This window comes from Paraburkholderia phosphatilytica (assembly GCF_003443895.1).
Classification (GTDB): Bacteria; Pseudomonadota; Gammaproteobacteria; order Burkholderiales; family Burkholderiaceae; genus Paraburkholderia; species Paraburkholderia phosphatilytica.
Genome location: NZ_QQOA01000008.1, coordinates 81,829 through 100,974, shown reverse-complemented (window position 1 = coordinate 100,974; position 19,146 = coordinate 81,829). Strand labels below are relative to the sequence as shown.

The window sequence follows — 19,146 nt, the reverse complement described above, 5'->3', positions numbered from 1 at the left end:
CCGACAAGAGGACATCATGGAGACAGGACAACGCATCGACGTGGCAGGCGTAATCGACACCGCGCCATTCGGCCCGTACCAGTGGCGCATTTTCATACTGCTGTTCGTCGTCATCGTGCTCGACGGCTACGACACCCAGGCGATCGCGTTCGTCGCGCCGGCGATCAGCGCGCAGTGGAAGCTCGCACCCGCTGCGTTCGGGCCGATCTTTTCCGCGGGGCTGCTCGGCACCGCGGTGGGCGCGATCCTGTTCGGCATGGTCGCGGACCGGCTCGGACGGCGCTGGCCAGTGATCTGCTCAGTCGCGCTGTTCGGCGCGCTGACCTGGAGCTGCAGCATCGCGCAGAACTATCACGAGCTGCTGGTGCTGCGGCTCGTCGCGGGCGTCGGGCTGGGCGGCGCGCTCGTCAACTTCCTCGCGCTCGCGTCGGAATATGCGCCGGCCAGACTGCGCAACACGGCCGTCACGATCAGCATGTGGGGCTTTCCGCTCGGCGCGGTGGTGGGCGGCGCGTTCGCGGCGCCGATGATCGAGCGCTACGGCTGGACGTCGGTGTTTCACCTCGGCGCCGTGCTGCCGCTGCTGTGCGTACCCGTGCTGATCCTGCTGATGCCCGAGTCGATCCGTTACGCGACGCTGTCGGGCCGGCATCGCGGGAAGATCGCCGCCGCGCTCGCGCGGATCGACCATACGCGCAGCTGGCGCGCTGACGACACGTACTACGTCGCCGAGCCGAAAGTGACGCGCGGCAGTGTGAGCGCGCTGTTCAGCGACGGCTTCGGCGTGCCGACCGTGATGCTGTGGATCGCGCTTTTCTCGTCGCTGGTGATGACGTACTGCCTGATCAACTGGATTCCGTCGCTGCTGCGCCAGATCGGCATGCCGATCCGGCAGGCCGTGCTCGGCACCGTGATGATCAACTTCGCGGGGATCGTCGGCAGCATCTGCGTCGTGCGGATCGCGAAGCGCCACACGCTAAGCCGGCTCGCGTACTCGTACGGCCTCGGCGCCATCGCGGTGGCCGGCATCGGCCTGGCGGGAGACCGCTGGCTGCCGGTCATGACCTGCATCTTCCTCGCCGGCTTCTTCGTGATCGGCGCGCAACTCGCGGTGACCGCGTACATCACCGGGTTCTATCCGACCTCGGTGCGCGGCACGGGAGTGGGCTGGTCGCAGGCGGTCGGACGAACCGGCTCGCTGCTCGGTCCGCTCGCCGGCGGCGCGGTGCTGGCGGTCACGGCACAACCGTCGCAGATGTTCCTGTTCTGCGCGATTCCGCCGGTCGTCGCGGCGATTGCGTTGCTGGCGCTCGCGCGTTCCACCGCGCGCGGCGCGGCCGCGGAACCGGCATCGCTACAGGCCGCGCCGCCGCAACGTTGAGTCCCTCGTAGCGTTCAGTTCCTAGTAGAAGTGCCGAGTGAATTTAAATTGAATTCAATTTAAATTCGTTTCAGACAGCAGGCGTTCCCGGGCGAATCTGTCCTTGAACGACCGACACTACAAGATACGGTTAGGAGATCGAAGTGAAACGTCGAATGTGCATTGCCCTGATGCTGGCGTCAGGCTCCGCGTGCGCGCAAAGCAGCGTGACGCTGTGGGGCCGGGTGGATGCCGGCATCCAGTATCTGTCCGGTGTGGCAGGTCCCAACGGCGCACGCTCCGCGCTCTGGAGCGCGGACAGCGGCGACGCCGGCGCGAGCGCCTGGGGCATGACCGGCAAGGAGGATATCGGCGGCGGCTACACGGTCAATTTCAAGCTGCTCGACTACATCCTCGTGACCAATGGTGTGAGCTCCAATCCGTTCTGGCAGAACGCGTACGTCGGCATGAGCGGCCCATTCGGCTCGTTCCGCATGGGCCGCGACGACGCGATCCTGAAGGACGGCAGCTTCGACTACGACCCGCTCTACCAGCAGCACATCGGCATGGAATCGATCGTGCGCGGCGCCAACTGGCCGAATTTCAGCAACACGTTCAGCTACTACTCGCCATCGTTCGCGGGCTTCGACGTGGGCTTCCAGTATTCGCTGAGCGGCGTGGCGGGACAGTACAACAGCGGCAGAACGGATGGCGTGCAACTCACCTACCGTTTCGGCGCGTTTTCCACCCGCGCCATCTACCAGGAAGTGCGCGACGCGAACGGCCAGTTCAGCGATCTGTTCAACGACCAGAAGCAGCTGTTCATCGGTGCGGCGTGGACGGGCAGTCTCTTCAAGGTGCAGGCCGCCTACACGTTTATGGCGGCGCCGCAGGCGCCCGCCTCCGCGCCGCGTTACGCGGACTACGGCTGGGCCGGCATCACGTACAACGCGCCCGGCCCGCTGAAAATCGCCACCGGTATCGCGCATATTCACCAGCGCAACGGCCAGGGCAGCGCCACGCTGATCGCGCTCAGCCCGTCGTACAACCTGTCGAAGCGAACCTATTTCTACGCAACCGCCGGCTACGTGCTCAACGGCAGGCACACGAACTTCAGCCCGGTCGAGCAGCCGGTAGGCTCGACGTGGAACCCGGCCGTCGGGCACAACCAGCTCGGCTTCTTCAGCGGCATCATGCATTACTTCTGACGCCACCTGCACACCTTCGAGGCTCTTATGAACATGCCAACTATCGGTGCGATGCTGGCCACGATCGCCTGTCTGCTATCACTCGGCGCCGTGCCGTCCGCATCGGCACAACCGCAGGCGCCTCAGGACGCCAGCCTGCCGTCGGTCCATGACCTGAAGCATCCCACCGCTGACGACAAGCAGCTGATCAAAAGCGTGCGCCGGCGCCTGGCGCGCACGAGCGGCCTGAATCCGTCGAACGTTTCCGTGCTCGCGCACGGCGGTGTGGTCGTGCTGAGCGGCACCGTGCCGGACGAGAAGGACGCGGAAGCGGCGGCGGCCGCGGCGGCGCAGGTACCGAACGTCACGTCGGTCATCAGCAAGCTGACGATCCGCGCGCCCATGTAGCGCATATCGCACGACGGACGCCCGCGCGAACCGCACATTGCATTCGATCTGCATGCAATATAATGGCGACTGCCGCGCGTGGGCGCGGGTATTCTCATCGCCCGTATGATGTCCGAGACCACTCACCTGCATCATCAATTGACGGAGATTCTGCGGGATCGCATCGTCGACGGCGTGCTCAGTCCCGGCACGCCGATTTCCGAACGCGAGCTCTGCGAAGAATTCGAAGTCTCGCGCACGCCGCTGCGCGAAGCGCTCAAGGTGCTCGAATCGGAAGGCCTGATCCAGCTCTTCCGCAACCGCGGCGCAATCGTGGCGCCGATCTCCGTCGAAACGATCGAAGACAAGCTCGCCGTCATCGGCGCGCTCGAAGGCTATGCGGCGCGTCAGGCCTGCCGGCATGCTTCCGATGAAGAACTCGCCACCCTCGCGTCGCTGCACGCGCGTTTCGCGGCCGAATACGATCCGGCGAAACCGGAGCATTACTTCGAGCTGCATCAGGCGCTGCATCGCAAGATCATCGAGCTCGCGAACAATCCCACCTTGCGCGACAGCTACACGCTGCTGTCGCGACACGTGAAGCGCGCGCGTATCGTCGGTCTCAAGCAGCACCGGCAGCTACCCGACGTGATCGAAGAAAACGGCGCGATCGTGCGCGCCGTGCTTGCGCGCGACGAAGCCGCCGCACAACTCGCGGTCGAAAAGCATCTTCAACGTGTGTCGGAGACCGTGGTCCGGTATTTCAGGCCGAGATAACGCTGCAATGCCTCGCGTATCCCGCGAGCGCTAACCGCCAACCAGCGCCAGCACGCGCAGCGGGCTGCCCGAACCATTCTGGATCTTGAGCGGCGCCGAAACGATCACCGCGCCGGTAGCCGGCAACTGATCGAGATTCGTCAGGCATTGCAGACCATAGCGGTTCGATCCATGCATCAGCGTGTGACACGGATACGGTACCGGCCATGCGTACGCCTGCCCGGCGTCGGTATTGATCGTTTCCACGCCGAAGCCGTGCACGTCGCGCTCGTGAATCATCCATTCGACCGCGGCCTGCGTGGGTCCAGGCGTATGCGCGCCGTCGTCGCGCAGGTTCAGGAACGCGGCCGGGTCGGTGCGCTTCGACCAGTCGGTGCGAAAGAGTACCCACGCGCCCGCCGGAATCCTGCCGTGCTGTGCCTCCCACGCGGCGAGATACTCGGGCGTCAGCAACCAGTCCGGGTTGTCCGCAACCTCCGTGCTCGCATCGACCACGACCGCCGGCGCGATGAAATTGCGCGCGTCGATCGTATCGACCGAATTGCGCGGATGATCCTTGCCCGTGATCCAGTGAACCGGCGCGTCGAAATGCGTGCCGGTATGCTCGCCGCACGAAAAGTTGTTCCAGTACCAGCCGGGACCATTCTCGTCATAGTGGCTGATGGTTTCCATCCTGAACGCCCACACCTGGCCGAACTGCGGCGGCAATTGCAGCGCCGGGAATTCGGGCGATAGCGTCTGCGTGAGATCGATCACGCGCAGATCGCCGTGCGCCAGACTGCTGACCAGTTCACCGAGCACTGCATTCATCGCCAGCTCTCCTTGTTCAAGTTTCGATCGACGCCGGGTTCACGCCAACGCATGCCGGCTCAACGCGGCCTTCAGCGCATGACCATGTTCATCGGCGAGCGCCGCGTCGCGAAGCTCGTGCAGCGTCGCGGGCGCAAGCTGGCCGCCCGAGCGCGCGAGCGCGGCCATCACGGTCAGGTAGTTGCCGACGCCGCGCGCATAAGTATCGCCGTAGCCCTTCACCAGCCGCTGGCAGCGCGCCACTTCGATCGCGAGCGCCGGGCGGTCGGCGACCAGCGCGACGATCTGCTCGAGCCAGTTGTCGATGCGCGCCTGCTCGACGACGTAGCGCAGCGTGCAGCGCCGAATCGCGCGCAGACGCGCCACCGCGTAGAGCAGCAGATAGCCTCGCAGCGATGTCGTGGACACCACCCGGCCGTGACTCGCCAGTCGCGCCACCACGCGATGCGCCCAGCGCGGCTGCGCGAGCCAGCGGCCAAGCGGCGCAGGCAGCGTGTCGCAGATTTCTTCGATACGCGGATGCAGAAACTCGTTGATCGCGAGCACCTGGTCCTGGTTCGCGCGAACCTCGTCGCGCACACGCGCAAAGCGTGTGTCGCGGGTCTTGAGGTCGGCAACGCGAATCGTATCTTCGAACGACATCCACAGTGCAAGATGACGCGCCGTGTCCGCGAGGAGCGTCGCGGTTTCGGTTGCGGTTGCGGGGCTGCCCGCGTCCAGCGCGGTACGAACACGTAGCAGTCGGTCCAGATAGAGCTCCGCGTACGCAGGGTCTTGATAGTCGATCAGGCGGCGCACGCCTTCGCGCGCGAGCGTTTGCGCCTCTGGCGGCAATTCCGTCCGCACGCGTTCGAGCAGGCGCGCGACGCGTGGATCGCGTGGCGTGGGCAACGTGCCGGATGATTCCGGTGTTGACGGCCCATCGGCACGCGGCGATCCGGTGCCAGCGTCCGATACGGCAGCATCCGGCGCACGCAGATCCTGGGCTGAATCCGCGCCCACGCCCGCATACGCTCGATCGAACGCGTGCAAACTCGCTTTCACCCCTACGCCGCCGCGCTCGATCGTCTGTTCGAACTGTCTGCGGCTGAACGGCAGCACGCCGACGCCCGCGAGCGCACCGAACAGCACCGCGCTGATCACGCTGCCAGTCTGTTCGGCCATCTCCGCCATGTCGAAACGCACAAACCGCTGCGCAGCGCGCGCCGCATGCGCGATCAACGCCGCGTCGTCGACCCGGCCATCGCCCATCGCCGACTTCTCGCCGATCGAGAACACGCGGTGCGTCGACGCGATCAGCGTGGTCCGCTGCTGCGTGACGAGCCCGCGCTGCACCGCGCGCCCCGCCTCCATCAGTTCCGACGCGAGCACGATGTCGACGTCGCCCGGTGTCGGCATCAACGCGAGCACCGGCGTGCGGCCGGGCGCGTGATCGCGCTCGCGCGGGAACAGTTCGACATAGTAGATCGTGGCGCCGGTGCGCTGCGCGACGCCGGGTACGGACGTGGTCTGCGCGTGATAGCCGTTGTGCTCGCCGAGATCCACGATCCAGTCGGCCAGCACGCCGCCACCTTCGCCGCCCATCGCGAGGACCGCGATCTTGATCGGTTGTGCGTGATTCATTACGTTCAGATGCCGTTCGTTCAGAAAGCGAAGCGCGCGCGGCGGCGCGTGTCGCGGCGCTGCAGCCAGCCGATCACCGCATGACGCACGCGTTCCCGTAGCCGGTCGAAACGCGTCGGATTACTGACGATCTGTGCGCGATAGAACGACGGACACAGCACGGCCGCGTGCGATACCTCTCCGCACAGACCGCAACCTACGCAGCTATCGAGCACCCGCGCGACGGGATCGGTGCGCAGCGGATCGGGATTCTCGCGGATCGACAGCGACGGACAACCCGACAGCCGGATGCACGAGTGATCGCCCGTGCAAGTATCGGCATCCACGCCGAAGCGTTCGCGCACCACACGCCGGCCGGCTGCGACCGCGGCGCGCTGCCTCGGACGTTCGCGGCGCTGCCGGTTGAGCATGCACTCGCTCTGCGCGACCAGCACCTTCGGGCCTCGCGTCGTCGTCGTGAGCGCCTCCTTGAGCGTGGCGGTCATCGCTTTCAGGTCGTAGGTGCGGCGCACGGTCCGCACCCAGTCGACGCCGACGCCGCGCACCGCCTGTTCGATCGCATGTCCGGTGCTGCGCGACGGATTGCGCGCCGCCGACGACAGGATGTCCTGCCCGCCCGTCGCCGACGTGTAGCTGTTGTCGACCACGATCGTCAGGTTGTCGTTGCGGTTGAACACCGCATTCGCGATCCCGCTCGTGAGCCCATTGTGCCAGAAGCCGCCATCGCCCATCACCGCGATCGCGCGCTTGCCGTCGGGCGCGTTCAGCGCCGCGGCGCTCGCGCTGCCGAGACCGTAGCCCATCGTGGTCGCACCGATATTGAATGGCGGCAGGATCGAAAACAGATGGCAACCGATGTCCGCGCTCACATGACGCGGACCGAGTTCGCGCTCAACCAGCTTCATCGCGGTGAAAATCGGGCGCTCCGGGCAACCTGTGCAGAAACCGGGCGGACGCGCGTGAACGTTCGCATCGAGCGGCGGAAACGCGTCAGCATCGGCAGCGGCTTCAGCGGTGCTTTCCGACGCCACCGGATCGGGTGCTGCCGTGCTCACCGGCACGACTGGAATCACCTTGTTGCGCACCGGTTGCGGGTCGAGCGCGCCATAGCGCTCGAGAAACGCGCGCAGCCCCTTCGTGACGGTCGCCGCGTTGTATTCGCCCGCGAGCGGCAGCATGTCCTTGCCGTGCAGCGTCGTGCGTGCGCCACTCCGATGCAGGATCGACGACGCGTTCTGCTCGATGAAGTTCGGCTGCCCTTCCTCGATCACCAGCACCGCGCGCTTGCCCGCGCAGAAGCGTTCCCATTCGCTGTCGATCAGCGGATACGCGACGTTCATCACGTAGAGCGGTATTGCCGATTCGCCGTACACGTCCGCGAGTCCGAGGCGCTCCAGCGCACGCAGCACGGTGTTGTACGAACCGCCCTGCACGGCGATGCCGATGTCGCGAGCGTCGGCGGAAAAGAACTCGTTGAGACGACGCGCTTCGATGAAGCGGATGGCGGCAGGCCAGCGCTCGTCGATCTTCTCGCGCTCGTGCACGAAGCTCGCCGGCGGCAGCACGATGCGGCTGACGTCACGTCGCGGCGCGTCCTGCGCGTCGCGGATCGTGAACACCGGGCGGCGGTTGTCCGAGGCGACGAACTGGCCGTGCAGATGGCAGGCGCGGATGCGCAGTTGCAGCATCACGGGCGTATGGCTCGCTTCGGACAGCTCGAAGCCGTCCTTCACCGCCTGCACGATGCACGGCAGGTTCGGCCGCGGATCGAGCAGCCAGATCTGCGACTTCATCGCGAACGCATGGCTGCGTTCCTGCATGATCGACGAGCCTTCGCCGTAATCTTCGCCGACGATCACGAGCGCGCCGCCTGTCACGCCACCGGATGCGAGATTCGCGAGCGCGTCGGACGCGACGTTGGTGCCGACGGTCGCCTTGAACACGACCGCACCACGCAACGGATAGTTGACCGACGCGGACAGCGCGGCCGCCGCGCTCGCCTCGCTCGCGCTGTTCTCGAAGCGGATACCGTGCTCGCTCAGGATGTCCTGCGCGTCGGCCAGCACATCCATCAGATGCGAGATCGGCGCGCCCTGGTATCCCGCCACGTAAGCGATGCCCGATTCGAGCAGCGCCTTCGTCACGGCCAGAATGCCCTCGCCGCTGAATACGTCGCCCGCTCCCAGTTTCAGCTTCCCGACTTCCTCGACAAACGACCGCTCAGCCATGTCTCCCTCGATGTTCCGATGCACGCCGCGCATTCTGTTGCGGCCAGTATAGGGAAAGCGTCTGTATTTGCCGAATCAATCAAATTGGCCAACGTCCATAAATTGATTTATGAACCCGGGCGCGCTTCCGCCTGCGCGCGGAAGGCCGGATGGGCCCGCGTTCAGTCCTCGCGCAGCGTGTCGATGATGAGCTTGCGGAACCAGCGATTGCCTTCGTCGGTCGCGAACGCCTCATGCCAGTGCACGGTGACTTCGACCTCGGGAATGGCAACCGGCAGCGGGTAGATCACGAATTCGCCGTACTCGTTGAAGAGACGCGCAACGCGTTCGGGCACGGTCACCATCCAGTCGGTGCGACGGATGATCTGCGGCACGACCGTGAAATGCGGCACCTGCAACGCGATATTCCGGTGCAGTCCGGCCGCCTGCATCGAGTATTCGATGTTGCGGTGGCTGCTTTCGCTCGATGCGACGAGCACGTGCGGCATCGCGAGAAACGCGTCGCGCCCGAGCGTGCCTTTAGGCAACCCCCTGCGTTTTCTCGTGATGCACACATACGGTTCGTGAAAGAGCACCGTGTAGTTCGTGGACGACTTCAAGGCCGGCATGTTGCCGACCGCGAAATCGAGCTGCCCGAGCCGCAGTTTCTCTTCGACATCGGCAAGCGGCACCTGCCCGGCCGTCACCTTCACGCCGGGCGCCGCTTTCTGCAGCCGCTCGCACAGCAGCGGCAGGAACACCAGTTCGCCCAGGTCCGACATCGACACGTGAAACTCGCGCGCGCTCGAGGTCGGGTCGAACTCGTTGCCATGCCGCAGCACCTCGCGGATCGACGCGAGCGCACGGTTGACCGGTGCCGACAATTGCGACGCGGTGGGCGTGGGCAGCATGCCACCCGTCGTGCGCACGAACAGCGGGTCGTCGAACAGCGCGCGCAACCGGCCCAGCGAATAGCTGACCGCCGGCTGCGACAGCCCCAGGCGCTGACCGGCACGCGTCAGGCTGCGCTCCTCGAGGATCGCCTGGAATACACGCAACAGATTGAGATCGACGTCGTTAAAGTCCAGCACGGCCCGCTCCGCTCGAAGAGTCGGGCCATTATAGGCGCGGGCTTCGGCGAGGCTGACAGCGGCCATGTCAGAACTTCTTGCGAATCCCGACGCGCAGCGCGACCTGGTTCGCGGTGCTCGACGCCGCGAGCACCGGCGCGAGGTCCGCGACGGCGCCGCCGCCCGCGCGCATGTACGTTGCGCTCGCATAGACGTCGGTGGACTTTGACAGGAAGTAGTCCACGCTCGCATCCGCCTCCTGATAGTGCGGCGACTGACCGGTCTCGTCGACGTTGCCCTTCGTGTAGCTGTACGCCACGCCAAGCTGCAGCGCCGGCGTCACCATGTAGCTCGCGACGATTTCACCGATGTTGAAGGTGACCGCTCCACCGATCTTCGCGCCCACGGTCGGGTCGAGGTCGCCGAACTGCGTGTGGGTCCAGTCCGCGCTGAGCTTCAGCTTGCCGAACATATACGCGGCACCGAGTCCGAACACGCGATAGCTCCCGGCCGCGAGCCCATAGTTGCCGTCGACCGTGTTCGACGCGGTCCATACGCCTTCCGTCACGGCGCTCGCCGGATGATCGATCTGCGTGTAGGCGCCCACCAGTTGCAGGTTGCCGGCCTGATACTGCAGCGCGAACGACTTCGCGCTGTCGCGTGCAACGTCGCCCGCCACGCCGCCGAAGCTGTACATCGCCATGCCGCTCAGGCCGGCGAAGGTCGGCGATACATAGCGCACCGCGTTGTTCAGATGGAAGTCGATACCGTTGTTGTCCAGATCGCCCGGATGTGGAAACAGGATGCCGCCGGGCAGCGTGCCATTCGCCGACAGCACGCCGATATAGTCGCCGATGCCCTCGCCCTGGCGGCCGAGCGTCAGCGTGCCGAAGCGGTCGTCCGCCAGTCCGACGTATGCGAGCCGGCCGAACAGCCGCCCGCCCTGACTCAATGCGCCGGTGTTGACATTGAAGCCGTTTTCGAGCCTGAAGATCGCCTGCGTACCGCCGCCCAGGTCCTCCACACCGCGCATTCCCCAGCGATCGCCCTGCGAGATGCTGCCCTGCATCTGCCACGCGCTGTGCCCGCCCTGGTTGCTCGACCAGGTGAGACCATCGTCGATGATGCCGTACATCGTCACGTTGCTCTGCGCATGCGCATACGATGTGCTTAAGATACCTAACGAAATAGCCAGCAGCGTTTTCACGTCCTCTCCTCTCGTGCGGTGGTTACGGCAGTGGGGTGGTCAGTCGCCTTGCTGTTCGCGGCGGTGCGCGGCGATCCGTTGCCGCGCGTCGATGTCCACGCTGACCGCATCGCCGACCTGCACGTCGGCATCGATGCGCGCGATCACGATCGGGCCCGCATCCGTCGCGATGCTGGCCACATGCACCGGGCCGGAATGCTCTGCGGCCACGCGATGCCGGACGACCGTCGCGGCGATCACCGTACCGTGCGCAGCAATCCGCTCATGCCACCGCGCGCCGCCGCAAGACGGACACAGATAGCGCGCAGGGAACAGCGTGGTCGCGCAGCGCGCGCATTCGAACACGACGAGATCCGTCACGGTTGCACCTCGCACGCTTCGAGCACCGTCGCATTCGCACACATCCCGTAGCGGTACTCGACCATCCCATAGCCGCTGACGAGCGCGCGGCGCGCATTCGGCACCTGCCGTTCGCCGGCTGCTCCGCGCAGCTGCGCGATCGCCTCGACGAGGCCATGCATGCCGCCCGCCGCGCCCGCCTGCCCCGCCGACAGCTGGCCGCCCGACGTGTTGACCGGCAGCGCGCCGGACGCGATCCGCGCGATCAACGCGCGCAGATCGTGATCGGGAGCAAAGCCCAGATCGGCGAGCTGCACCAGCGCCATCACCGGATAGTCGTCGTAGACGGACACCAGATCCATCTCGCCGGGCGTCGTGCCGGCGTCGCGCCACAATGCCGGCGCGAGTTGCGCGAGCGCGGTCTGCAGGCCGTCGCCGCGTTGATGATCGAAGTTGTAGCCGCAGCGCAACGCGCGGATCGCGACCGCATGGCGGACCGGTCGCGCGCGTGCGAGATCCGCGCGCGCCAGCACGACTGCGTTCGCGCCGCTCACGACGGGAACGCAGTCGAAGCGGCCGAGCGGATCGGCAACCAGCGGCGCCTCGAGATACGCTTCGAGCGTCAGCGGAGCACGATAGACAGCCTGCGGATTGCGTGCCGCCCATTCGCGCTGCGCGATGCACAGCGCGCCGTAGTCGGCGCGCGAAAGCCCGTAACGCTGCGCATGCTGTTGCGTCAGCATCGCGAACAACGCGTTCGGGCCGCCGCTTTCCAGCGGACGCAGCCAGGTGCGCGTCGTCAGGTTGTAGTGATCGACGAGCTGCTTGAAGTCCGCGGGCTCGAAGCGGTCGCCGGACACCAGCACGATCACGTTCGCATCGCCGCATTGAATCGCGCGGGCCGCATGCTGCAACAGGTTCAGCGCACTGGCGCCGCCGTGGCAGTCGTCCATGCACCAGGGCGGCGCGATGCCGAGGCGCCACGCGAGGTCGATCGCATGATCCGGCGCGAGCGTGAACGACGCCACGCCGAGCCCGTCGATCTCATCCGGCGCGAAACCCGATCCGGCAAGGGCCAGCATAAAGGCCTGCGCGAGCAGATCGTCGGTGGTGCCGTCGGGCGCCAGACGTTGGTACGGCACCTCGACGCCATCGCAGATCAGTACGCCGTCGAAACCGTTGGGCTGCATCGTCATGCTCCGTCTCCGTGCGTCAGCGCGTTGTGCGCGGCAACGTTTCGCGCGAGCAGAGCAACGCGATCACGGTGATCGCGCCCATCGCCATCAACATCAGCGCGACCGGCCACGCGGCGTGATATTTCGCGAGCAGCGCGGTGGCAACGAGCGGCGACAGGCCACCGGCAAATACCGACGCGATCTCGTGACCGAGCGCCATGCCCGAGTAACGCACTTCCGTGCTGAACAACTCGCCCATCAGGCTCGGTTGCGTGCCGATCATCGCGCCGTGACAGACCGGATTGCCGAGCAGCAGCGCGAGCCAGATCAGACCCGGCACTTTCGTGTCGAGCAGCATGAAGAACGGAAACGCGACCACAATCAGCCCGACCGCGCCAATCATGTACACCGGCTTGCGGCCAAGACGGTCCGACAGGTACCCCCAGAACAGCATCATCGCAAGTTCGACGGTCATCGACACCATCACGCCGGCCAGCATCACCGCGCCGGGAATGCCGATGAATTTGCCGTACACCAGTGAAAACGCGAGGAAAATATAGGAGCCGCCGTTCTCCGCGACACGCAGGCCCATCGCGATGAGGATCGCCTTCGGATGACGCCGGATCGCTTCGAGCACCGGCATATGCGCCGTTCTGCCGGCGGCCTCGGCCTTCGAGAAGTCCCGGCTCTCGGGCAGCGTGGAGCGGATATAGATGCCCACACCGAAGATCAGGATGGACAACAGGAACGGCACGCGCCATCCCCACGACATGAATTGCGCATGCGGCAGCGACTGCACGACGAAGAACACCGCCGCGGACAGCACGAAGCCGCCACCCACGCCGATCTGGCTCCACGACGCGTAGAAGCCGCGTTTTTCCGCGGGCGCGGATTCGCTGATCATCAGCACGCCGCCGCCCCATTCGCCGCCGGACGCCACGCCCTGCAATACGCGCAGCACGAGCAGCAGCAACGGCGACCACAGCCCGGCCTGTGCGTACGTGGGCAGCAGCCCGATCAGGAAGGTCGCAGCGCCCATGATCGACAGTGTCCACACGAGCGCGCGCTTGCGTCCATAGCGATCGCCAAGGTGTCCGAACACGATGCCGCCAATCGGCCGTGCGGCGAAACCGACGGCGAACCCCGCGAAAGCGGCGAGCGTTCCCAGCAGTGGATTCGTGCCTTTCGGGAAGAACAGCTCGCCGAATACGAGCGCCGCCGCGGTGCTGTACAGAAAGAAGTCGTACCATTCGAGCGCGTTGCCCGCCACCGATGCGACGACCACACGGCGCAACGCCTTGTGATCGACGGAAGGCGCAGCCGCGGCCGCGTCGGCAACCGGCAAGGAATGCGAGCTTGTCATGCTGACTCCTGTGTGCCGCCCCGCGGCAGGTGAACCACGTGTTGTCGAAAAAGCAGGCGTGCGCCGCCGCTGCGATCAGGCTCGCGCAAGACGATAGCCGGAGGTTTCCAGGTCCCAGGTGCTGGAGGTCACGCCCGCTTCCCGCAGCTTGTATTTCTGGACCTTGCCATTCTCGGTGCGCGGCAGATCCGCAACGAAGTCGAGATAGCGCGGCACCGCGAAATACGGCAGCCGCGGTTCGCAGTACCGGACGAGATCGAGCGGCTCGATCGACTCCCCCTCGCGCAGCACGATCGCGGCCATCACTTCGTCTTCGGCGAGTTCGGAACTGACCGCGAACACCGCCGCGTTCTCGATCGACGGATGGCTCAGCAGCACCTGCTCCACTTCGTACGAAGAGACGTTTTCGCCGCGACGGCGGATCGCATCCTTCAGCCGGTCGACGAAGCGGTAGTAGCCATCGCTTTCGCGTATCACGCGATCGCCGGTGTGGAACCACAGATTGCGCCACGCTTCGACGGTCTTCTCCGGCATGCCGAAGTAGCCGCTCGCGAACGCATCCGGCTGGTCCGCGCGCAGGATCAGTTCGCCTGCCGTGCCGTCGGGCACCGGCTGATCGTGCTCGTCGACCACCTGCGCATCGAAACCGCCCGCGAGCTTGCCCATGTAGCCGGGACGCTGCGCATCGATGCCGCCGCCGATCACGAAGTTCGTTTCCGTCGATCCATAGCCATCGAGCAGTGCGATGCCACAGCGCGCGGTGAAGTCGCGTTGCGCCTGTGCAGGCACGCCGGGTGCCAGTGCGATGCGCACCTTGTGCGTACGCTCCTGCGAGGAAACCGCGCGTCCCAGCAGAATCGGCACCATCGCCCCGAGCACGAACGTCACGGTGGCCTGCGTTTCGACGATCGCGCCGAAAAAGCCGCTCGCGGAAAAGCGTCGGTCGGCAACGAGCAGCGCATCGTGAATCAACGCCTGGAAGAAGCTGTTCAGCGCGTTCGTGTGAAAGAGCGGCAGACAGGTATAGAGCACGTCTCCCGCTCGCACGTCGAGGTTGCGCGCCGTGTGCACGCCCCACCAGTAGAACTGCGCATGCGGGCACACCACACCCTTCGAGAGTCCGGAAGTGCCCGACGTATAGAGAATCGCGAGCGGATCGCTGTCCGCCAGCGCGGCGGCGGCTACGGGTTCGCCGCGCTCAGGCATCGGCACGCAGTTCAGGTGCGAGGGTGCCGAGGGTGCAGATGATGCATCTGCATCGCCGATCAGCCAGACGGTCTGCAGCGGCAGTGTGGGGTCTTCGACGCGAAACAGCGCGTCGGCAAGATGCGCTTCGGCCACCGCGAGCCGCGCGCCGGAATTACGCAGGATGTGTTCGAGTTGCAGTCCGCGCGATGCGGTATTGATCGGTACGACGACGGCACCGAGCCATGCGCAGCCCAGCACCGTTTCGATGAATTCGCAGCGGTTCGTGCACAGCAGCGCGACGCGGTCGCCGCGCTGCACGCCGTGGGCGGCCAGGGCGCCGGCTCGACGCGCGGCGATCGTGCTCGCCTGCGCGGCGTTCCAGTGCTCGACGCGATCGGAGAACAGCGGTGCATCGGGATTGCGGGCGACGCGTGCGGCGAGGAGCGCCGGCAGCGTCCGGGCTGCTGCCCCGCTCTGCGGCGGCGCCAATGCTTCGAGTGCATCCCGCGTACTGACCGAGCCCATCGTGTCCCCACTTGAGGAGTGTTCGGGCCAGTCTAGGTTTCGCGTCGAATATCTGTCAAATTGATCAATTTTATCCAGTTCATCAGTGCGGCGGATGATCCGCGGCACATGAGCCAGCCTCGTGCGTCAGAACTTGTGCCGGATACCCGTGATCGCCACGATCTGATTGCCGGTGGACGACTCGGAAAATCCGGTGATGTCCGCCACGGCCGTCTTGCCGGTCGAGTCGGTACCGGTCGCGTGCTGGAAGATCCCGCACAGATAGACGTCGGTGCGTTTGGACAGGAAATAGTCGCTGCCGAGGTTGATCTGCTGATAGGTCGCGCTGTTGGCGCCATAGCCCTTCAGATAATCGTACGAGATGCCGAGCGTCAGCGCCGGCGTGACGAGGTATTTGAAATTCGCTTCGGCATCGTGGAATGCCGCCGTACCGTGATAGTGCAGCGAGTTGAGCGACGCTAACGCACCCAGGCCGCGGAACTGCGTATTGGTGTACATGGCGCCGATCGTCGCATTGCCGATCTGGTACGCGGCGCCTGCCGCGATGATCTGCTGGGTCTGCGCCGATGCATAGCCCGAATAGACGGTGCTGGCCGTCATGTTCGACGCGGTCGTGCTCGACGTGCTGTTGTTGCCGAAGAACGAGAAGTTCGGGTCGCGTGCATTCAGGTAGCCGACGCCCAGCGAAAGCGGACCGTTGTCGTACCCTGCGCCGAGCGACCAGATCTGGTTCGTGCCGGGATGGCCGGCGGTGCCGCCCGGGCTGTACAAGCCGCCGAACTTCAGGCCCGCGTAATCGACGCTCCGGAACTTGATCGCGTTGTTCACGCGATTCGTGTTCTGCAGATTGTCGAGATCGCCCGGGTGCGCGCCATAGCCTGTCGCCCATTGCGCGGCGGATTCGAAGCGCGCTGCGAAATCCACCACGGCATCGTACTGGCGCCCGAGCGTGACCGACCCGAAGCGGTCCGACGCCAGCCCGACATACGCCTGCCGGCCGAATCCGTCGCCGCCCTGCAGCAGCTTGCCGTTCGTCACGTTGTAGCCGTTCTCGATCGCGAATACCGTCTTGAGCCCGCCGCCGAGATCTTCGACGCCGCGCAGCCCCCACCGGCTGCCCTGCATGTTTCCGCTCGACAGTTCGTAGAGCCTGCTGCCGCCGGAATTGCTGTTGAAGGCGATGCCGGCATCGACGATGCCATACAGCGTCACGCTGCTTTGTGCATGAGAAGGAATACTAATGAACGACATCGATGCCGCGACGGCGAGCAGACTTCTTTTCACATTGATCTCCAGGGTTGAAAGGCATCGGGTGCTTCGCAACGCTTCGCGTGTAGTCCGCGAAATCGGCGTGGATGCACTCTAGCGCCGCATCATCCCTGGTGCGTTCGAAATCAAACAAGCGGGCTTTGCGCGTGGCGCAAAGCTCGGTCGGCGCGCTAACCCGTCATGCCGGCTGCGGGTGCCGCGCCTGGGTGCGCTGCAGATCGGCGATCAGATGATCGAGGCAAAGGGTGGCGAGCCCGGTGAGCGGCCGCGTCGCGGACGTCTTGACCTGCAGGCGGCGCTGCTGCAGCAGCGAACTCGCGAACGGCACCGCGACGAGTCCGTCGGCCTCGAGCCGGTTCGCGACCGACATGAAGCCCGACAGCATGATCGCGCCGGGAATGACCTGCGTGAAGCGGTACAGCGAAGCGACATAGCGGCTCGTGATCGGCGTCACCACGTCGATACCTTCGACGTTGCAGGCAATGTCGAACAGCTGACGGATCGTCGTGCCGGTGTCCTGCAGCAGCACCGGATGCGGATGCAGATCGGCCAGCGCGATCGACGGCCGTGCCGCGAGCGGGTGATCGCGGGACATCAGCGCCATCACTGGCGCGGGCAGCGTGAGGCGCGCCACCACGTCGGGTTCCGGCTTGAGGCTGAACGACAGTGCGATCGCGGCGTCGCCATCCACCAGCATGCGGCTTGCGCCGTCGGACGAGGTCACTTCGATCGCGATCACCGCGTCCGGATGCTGCGCGTAGAACGCGGCGAGCGAATTCGGCAGGAAGTCGAGCGCGAAGCCCTCGGTACATGCGATCCGCAGGTTGCGCTCGCGTCGGGTCAGGTCGCCCTGAATCGCGCTCATCACGGCCTGCCCGTCGGCGAGGCTGCTTTGCGCATAGCGCAACAGCATGCGGCCCGCGTCGGAGAGCACCATGCCGCGCGCGTGCCGCTCGAACAGCGGCGCGCCGACATCGCCCTCCAGCTTCGCGATGTGGCGGCTCAGCGCCGACACGGTCGCGCCCAGCTTGTCGGTGGCCGCGGTCAGCGACCCGCTCTGCGCCACTACCGAGAAGTAGTACAGCGACGAATCGAGCAGATTGCGCATGGCGTGCCTCATCCGGGGTTTGCGATTTTCGCAAATATACGTTGTTTGATTGCGAATACAAAAAACATTCGATGCCAGTAGTCTGGACGTCACCGATGCTCCGCACTCTCGACATGACCCGCTCCGAAGCCCTCTCGCACGTCTCCCGCCACTTCGAAAGCGGCGCCTTTCACACTGCGCTGAGCCGCCGCGTCGGCCTGCGCACGGAGAGCCAGAACCCGCAGGCGAAAGCGGCGCTCAGCCGCTATCTGTCCGGCGAAATCGCGCCGGCGCTGCACGCGCTCGGCTTCACGACCGACCTCGTCGACAACCCGGTGGCGGACGGTCCGCCGATGCTGCTCGGCGAGCGCATCGAAGCCGCGGGCCTGCCGACGGCGCTGATTTACGGCCACGGCGACGTGGTGAACGGCGACGAGCGCAACTGGACCGACGGACGCTCGCCGTGGGAACTGCGCGTCGAAGGCGACCGCTGGTACGGTCGCGGCACCGCCGACAACAAGGGGCAACATTCGATCAACCTCGCGGCCCTCGCGTCGGTGCTCGCGACGCGCGGCGCGCTCGGCTTCAATGCGAAAGTGATCGTCGAAATGGGCGAGGAAGTCGGCTCGCCAGGACTCGACGCCGTGTGCGCCCGCTATGCGGAGCGTCTGCGCGCCGATCTGCTGATCGCGTCGGACGGTCCTCGCCAGCGGGCCGCCGCGCCGACGATGTTCCTCGGTTCGCGCGGCGCGCTGCATTTCCGGCTGCGCGTCGAGAACGCGTTCGGCGCGCGTCACTCCGGCAACTGGGGCGGCGTGCTGGCCAATCCCGCGACCGTGCTGGCGAATGCGCTCGCGAGCCTCGTCGACGGTCACGGCCGGATCCGCATCAACGGCCTGCTGCCGCCGCCGATTCCGCCGCGCGTGCGCGAGCTGGTTGCGAAGCTCGAAGTGGGCGCCGACGAAGGCGACCCGCCGCTGTCGAAGGGCTGGGGTGAGCCGGGTCTCAGCGACGCGGAACGCGTGTTCGCATGGAACACGCTCGAAGTGCTCGCGATGCAGGCGGGCAATGTCGAGCGGCCGATGAGCGCCATTCCCGGCAGCGCCGAGGCCGTCTGCCAGCTGCGCTTCGTAGTCGGCACCGACTGGCTGAACGCGCGCGAACTGCTGCTCGCGCATCTGCGCCGTGAAGGCTTCGACAACGTCGACGTGACGATCGAAGCGTCGGGCAGCGCGACCCGGCTCGACCCCGATCATCCTTGGGCGCGCTGGGCCGAGCACTCGATCGCGGCGACCACCGGCAAACCGGTCACGATCCTGCCGAACCTCGGCGGCACGATCCCCAACGAATGCTTCGCGACGACGCTCGGCCTCTCGACCATCTGGGTGCCGCACTCGTATCCGAACTGCCGTCAGCACGCACCCGACGAGCATCTGCTCGGCAGCGTCGCGCACGAAGCGCTGCGGATGATGGCCGGCCTCTTCTGGGATCTCGGCGAATCGGGGCGCGCGGTGCATGACGCGCTTCGCACCGCTGCCGCGCGCTGATTTCCCGACTTCTCGATGTCATGAC

General features: G+C 65.9%; 16 protein-coding genes. 5 read left to right on the top strand and 11 right to left on the bottom strand.

Translation table 11 applies throughout. The annotated features are described in order from the left end of the window. Positions 1–16: 16 nt before the first annotated feature. The 4 genes from DVS29_RS10770 to DVS29_RS10755 all read left to right on the top strand — a co-directional run bounded on the left by DVS29_RS10770 (position 17) and on the right by DVS29_RS10755 (position 3,711). Positions 17–1,381, top strand: coding sequence for an MFS transporter (locus tag DVS29_RS10770; RefSeq protein ID WP_118180445.1), 1,365 nt, complete (start codon positions 17–19; stop codon positions 1,379–1,381). A 143-nt stretch (positions 1,382–1,524) separates the two neighbouring features. Further along, on the top strand, positions 1,525–2,568 hold the full coding sequence (locus DVS29_RS10765; RefSeq protein ID WP_124800626.1) for a porin: 1,044 nt from the start codon (positions 1,525–1,527) through the stop codon (positions 2,566–2,568). Positions 2,569–2,595: 27 nt separating this feature from the next. Continuing rightward, positions 2,596–2,955 carry a BON domain-containing protein gene (locus DVS29_RS10760; protein ID WP_118180443.1) on the top strand — a complete coding sequence of 120 codons (360 nt, stop codon included), beginning with the start codon at positions 2,596–2,598 and terminating at the stop codon, positions 2,953–2,955. Between the two features lie 108 nt (positions 2,956–3,063). Next, a complete protein-coding gene (locus tag DVS29_RS10755) occupies positions 3,064–3,711 on the top strand; it encodes a GntR family transcriptional regulator (protein ID WP_164707891.1) in 648 nt (215 codons plus the stop codon). Positions 3,712–3,741: 30 nt separating this feature from the next. Here DVS29_RS10755 and DVS29_RS10750 read toward each other — a convergent pair whose 3' ends face one another. The 11 genes from DVS29_RS10750 to DVS29_RS10700 form a co-directional block, all read right to left on the bottom strand. After that, on the bottom strand, positions 3,742–4,521 hold the full coding sequence (locus DVS29_RS10750; protein ID WP_118180441.1) for a cyclase family protein: 780 nt from the start codon (positions 4,519–4,521) through the stop codon (positions 3,742–3,744). A 39-nt stretch (positions 4,522–4,560) separates the two neighbouring features. Then, the gene (locus DVS29_RS10745; protein WP_118180440.1) at positions 4,561–6,144 is read right to left on the bottom strand and encodes an indolepyruvate oxidoreductase subunit beta family protein; all 1,584 of its coding nucleotides are present in this window, start codon (positions 6,142–6,144) and stop codon (positions 4,561–4,563) included. 20 nt (positions 6,145–6,164) lie between these two features. After that, entirely contained in the window at positions 6,165–8,372 is a 2,208-nt protein-coding gene (locus tag DVS29_RS10740) for a thiamine pyrophosphate-dependent enzyme (RefSeq protein ID WP_118180439.1), read from the bottom strand. A gap of 161 nt (positions 8,373–8,533) precedes the next feature. Beyond that, positions 8,534–9,442, bottom strand: coding sequence for a LysR family transcriptional regulator (locus tag DVS29_RS10735; protein ID WP_118180438.1), 909 nt, complete (start codon positions 9,440–9,442; stop codon positions 8,534–8,536). Positions 9,443–9,509: 67 nt separating this feature from the next. Next, the gene (locus DVS29_RS10730; RefSeq protein WP_240655540.1) at positions 9,510–10,628 is read right to left on the bottom strand and encodes a porin; all 1,119 of its coding nucleotides are present in this window, start codon (positions 10,626–10,628) and stop codon (positions 9,510–9,512) included. A gap of 39 nt (positions 10,629–10,667) precedes the next feature. Then, entirely contained in the window at positions 10,668–10,988 is a 321-nt protein-coding gene (locus DVS29_RS10725) for a Zn-ribbon domain-containing OB-fold protein (RefSeq protein ID WP_118180437.1), read from the bottom strand. Then, the gene (locus DVS29_RS10720) at positions 10,985–12,157 is read right to left on the bottom strand and encodes a thiolase family protein (RefSeq protein ID WP_118180577.1); all 1,173 of its coding nucleotides are present in this window, start codon (positions 12,155–12,157) and stop codon (positions 10,985–10,987) included. The genes DVS29_RS10725 and DVS29_RS10720 overlap by 4 nt, the downstream gene beginning before the upstream one ends. Before the next feature lie 22 nt (positions 12,158–12,179). Continuing rightward, positions 12,180–13,505, bottom strand: a complete 1,326-nt coding sequence (locus tag DVS29_RS10715) for an MFS transporter (protein WP_118180436.1) — start codon at positions 13,503–13,505, stop codon at positions 12,180–12,182. Positions 13,506–13,580: 75 nt separating this feature from the next. Beyond that, positions 13,581–15,218, bottom strand: coding sequence for an ATP-dependent acyl-CoA ligase (locus tag DVS29_RS10710; protein WP_118180435.1), 1,638 nt, complete (start codon positions 15,216–15,218; stop codon positions 13,581–13,583). A 126-nt stretch (positions 15,219–15,344) separates the two neighbouring features. After that, the gene (locus DVS29_RS10705; RefSeq protein WP_118180434.1) at positions 15,345–16,502 is read right to left on the bottom strand and encodes a porin; all 1,158 of its coding nucleotides are present in this window, start codon (positions 16,500–16,502) and stop codon (positions 15,345–15,347) included. A gap of 163 nt (positions 16,503–16,665) precedes the next feature. Then, complete coding sequence (locus DVS29_RS10700; RefSeq protein ID WP_118180433.1) at positions 16,666–17,595, bottom strand: LysR family transcriptional regulator; 930 nt, start codon at positions 17,593–17,595, stop codon at positions 16,666–16,668. A 113-nt stretch (positions 17,596–17,708) separates the two neighbouring features. On the opposite strand from DVS29_RS10700, the gene DVS29_RS10695 reads away from it, so the two are divergent. Next, positions 17,709–19,121 (top strand): M20 family metallopeptidase, encoded by a 1,413-nt coding sequence (locus DVS29_RS10695; RefSeq protein WP_118180576.1) that lies wholly within the window; start codon positions 17,709–17,711, stop codon positions 19,119–19,121. Positions 19,122–19,146: the final 25 nt, after the last annotated feature.

Excerpts from the sequence above, each read along its gene's own strand:
- DVS29_RS10770 (WP_118180445.1), top strand. The coding sequence starts at position 17 with ATGGAGACAGGACAACGCATCGACGTGGCAGGCGTAATCGACACCGCG.
- DVS29_RS10760 (WP_118180443.1), top strand. The coding sequence starts at position 2,596 with ATGAACATGCCAACTATCGGTGCGATGCTGGCCACGATCGCCTGTCTG.
- DVS29_RS10755 (WP_164707891.1), top strand. The coding sequence starts at position 3,064 with ATGTCCGAGACCACTCACCTGCATCATCAATTGACGGAGATTCTGCGG.
- DVS29_RS10750 (WP_118180441.1), bottom strand. The coding sequence starts at position 4,521 with ATGAATGCAGTGCTCGGTGAACTGGTCAGCAGTCTGGCGCACGGCGAT.
- DVS29_RS10745 (WP_118180440.1), bottom strand. The coding sequence starts at position 6,144 with ATGAATCACGCACAACCGATCAAGATCGCGGTCCTCGCGATGGGCGGC.
- DVS29_RS10740 (WP_118180439.1), bottom strand. The coding sequence starts at position 8,372 with ATGGCTGAGCGGTCGTTTGTCGAGGAAGTCGGGAAGCTGAAACTGGGA.
- DVS29_RS10720 (WP_118180577.1), bottom strand. The coding sequence starts at position 12,157 with ATGCAGCCCAACGGTTTCGACGGCGTACTGATCTGCGATGGCGTCGAG.
- DVS29_RS10715 (WP_118180436.1), bottom strand. The coding sequence starts at position 13,505 with ATGACAAGCTCGCATTCCTTGCCGGTTGCCGACGCGGCCGCGGCTGCG.
- DVS29_RS10710 (WP_118180435.1), bottom strand. The coding sequence starts at position 15,218 with ATGGGCTCGGTCAGTACGCGGGATGCACTCGAAGCATTGGCGCCGCCG.
- DVS29_RS10700 (WP_118180433.1), bottom strand. The coding sequence starts at position 17,595 with ATGCGCAATCTGCTCGATTCGTCGCTGTACTACTTCTCGGTAGTGGCG.
- DVS29_RS10695 (WP_118180576.1), top strand. The coding sequence starts at position 17,709 with ATGACCCGCTCCGAAGCCCTCTCGCACGTCTCCCGCCACTTCGAAAGC.